The 2509-nt window shown below is 66.0% G+C and carries 3 protein-coding genes and 1 pseudogene; all 4 read left to right on the plus strand.

Features of this window, described 5'->3' with window-relative positions:
• Window positions 1-228, plus strand: a 228-nt coding sequence (locus ACRDUX_RS25440; RefSeq protein ID WP_526417727.1) for a Zn-ribbon domain-containing OB-fold protein, incomplete at its 5' end; no start/stop codon positions are given.
• Window positions 225-626, plus strand: a complete 402-nt coding sequence (locus tag ACRDUX_RS25445; RefSeq protein ID WP_526417729.1) for a MaoC family dehydratase — start codon at window positions 225-227, stop codon at window positions 624-626. The genes ACRDUX_RS25440 and ACRDUX_RS25445, both read left to right, overlap by 4 nt.
• Entirely contained in the window at window positions 626-1795 is a 1170-nt protein-coding gene (ltp2, locus tag ACRDUX_RS25450) for a 17-hydroxy-3-oxo-4-pregnene-20-carboxyl-CoA lyase (protein WP_526417731.1), read from the plus strand. The genes ACRDUX_RS25445 and ltp2 overlap by 1 nt, the downstream gene beginning before the upstream one ends.
• Window positions 1796-1887: 92 nt before the next feature.
• Window positions 1888-2509: pseudogene (locus tag ACRDUX_RS25455) on the plus strand (hypothetical protein); the annotation flags it as partial.

Raw genomic sequence — 2509 nt, forward strand, 5'->3', positions numbered from 1 at the left:
GTGTTCAGCTTCGTCGTGCATCACGCGCCGAAGGTGCCTGGCCGCACCCCGCCGTTCGTCATCGCACTCGTCGAACTCGAGGAGGGGGTGCGGATGCTCGGCGAGCTGCGCAACGTCGACCCGACGACCGTGGAGATCGGAATGCCCGTCCGCGCCATGTACATCGACTTCCCGGCCAACGACGTCGGGCCGGCCTGGACCAACTACGCATGGGAGCCTGACTCATGACTGCCCCGGTAGTAGAGGTGGGCACCAAGCTGCCCGAACTCAAGCTGTACGGCGATCCCACCTTCATCGTCTCGACGGCCATCGCCACCCGCGACTACCAGGACGTGCACCACGACAGGGACAAGGCGCAGACCAAGGGGTCCAAGGACATCTTCGTCAATATCCTCACCGACACCGGCTTGGTACAGCGCTACCTCACCGACTGGGCGGGGCCGAACGCGGTGATCAAGACCATCGGGCTGCGGCTCGGGGTGCCCTGGTACGCCTACGACACGGTGACGTTCTCAGGTGAGGTCACCGCGGTCGACGACGGGCTGATCACGCTGAAGGTCGTTGGCAGCAACAGTCTTGGCGATCACGTCATCGCGAACGCCACGCTGACAGTGGGAGGTGCCTGATGCCCGGCCCACTGTCCGGCAAGGCCGCGATCGTCGGCATCGGCGCCACCGACTTCTCGAAGAACTCCGGCCGTAGCGAGTTACGGCTTGCGGCGGAGGCCGTGCTCGACGCGCTGGACGACGCGGGCCTCACGCCCGCCGACGTCGACGGCATGACGACGTTCACGATGGACTCCAACACCGAGGTCGCCGTCGCGCGCGCCACGGGAATCGGGGACCTCAAGTTCTTCTCGAAGATCCACCATGGCGGCGGTGCGGCGTGCGCCACCGTTCAGCAGGCCGCCATGGCCGTCGCCACCGGTATCGCCGACTGCGTGGTGGCCTACCGTGCCTTCAACGAGCGGTCGGGGATGCGGTTCGGCCAGGTGCAGATGCGACTGGTGGAGAACGCCGACTCGACGGGAGTCGACAACTCCTTCTCGTATCCCCACGGGTTGTCCACGCCCGCAGCGCAAGTCGCGATGATCGCCAAACGGTACATGCACCTGTCCGGCGCGACGAGCAGGGACTTCGGCGCGATCTCGGTCGCGGATCGCAAGCACGCGGCCAACAACCCGAAGGCGTACTTCTACGAGAAGCCGATCACCATCTCCGAACATCAGGCCTCGCGGTGGATCGCCGAGCCACTGCGACTGCTCGACTGCTGCCAGGAGACCGACGGTGGCGTCGCGCTCGTCATCGTCTCGCCGGAGCGCGCCAAGGATCTGAAGAACCGCCCGGCCATCATCGAGGCGGCTGCGCAGGGGGCCAGCCCAGACCAGTACTCGATGGTCAGTTACTACCGGCCGGAACTCGACGGCCTTCCCGAGATGGGTCTGGTCGGCAAGCAGATGTGGGCGCAATCCGGGCTGAAGCCGACGGACATCCAGACCGCGGTCCTCTACGACCACTTCACGCCGTTCACCCTGATCCAGCTCGAGGAGCTGGGATTCTGTGGCTGGGGCGAGGCAAAGGACTTCATCGCCGACGGCGCGATCGAGATCGGCGGACGGTTGCCCATCAACACCCACGGTGGCCAGCTGGGTGAGGCCTACATCCACGGTATGAACGGCATCGCCGAGGGTGTGCGTCAGCTGCGGGGCACGTCGGTCAATCCGGTGCCCGACGTCGAACACGTGCTCGTCACGGCGGGCACGGGCGTACCGACGTCGGGACTGATCCTCGGCTAGTGCGTTGCCACCCCCCGCGGCGACGGTAATCTGAATTCTGATTGCTGGCCGAGTTCTGATTGCCGGCCGCACTGTGTGAGGGGAGCCGTGTCGTGGGGGTGCCACCCGACCAAAGCCCGTATGGGTCGCAGACCGTGACGGGTCCTGGTTGGCCGAACGTCGACGAGGAGCAGCTCGCTTCGGCTGCGGCCGAGTACCAGGCGTGGGCAGGCAAGCTGACGGGTTCCGTCGTGCCGTTGCAGCAAAGCCAGCTGACGGCGCTGGCGGCCAAGTGGACCGGGGCCAGTTCCGTCGCAGCAGCAGGTGAGGCCACCACGATCATCGCAGGTCACGAGGCCAACGCCGCGCACGCGGCGGCCATCGCGCTCAAACTGCAGGCCATGGAGCTCAGCGTCGTCAAGACGAAGGGGTTGGCGAACGCGACGGCCGAAGAGGTCCAGCAGGAATGCATGGCGCTTCAGGCGGCTGCCGCCCTGGTCAGCAACACCGACGAGTTGATCCAGAGCCGCATCAAGATGGGTCTGTCGCAGAACATCGCATTCGTGAACGAAGCGTCGGCCGAGGTGGCCAACAGCATGGGGGTCCCGCCGAGCATGCCCAGTCCCGGCGCTCCGCCCGGCACGGCGCAGGGCGGCCAGGAAATGATGAAGATGATGAGTCAGATGGGCGGCATGGCTGCCCAACTGCCCGGTCAACTCATGGGCATGGTGACTC

The organism is Mycobacterium sp. (assembly GCF_050701675.1).
Lineage (GTDB): Bacteria > Actinomycetota > Actinomycetes > Mycobacteriales > Mycobacteriaceae > Mycobacterium.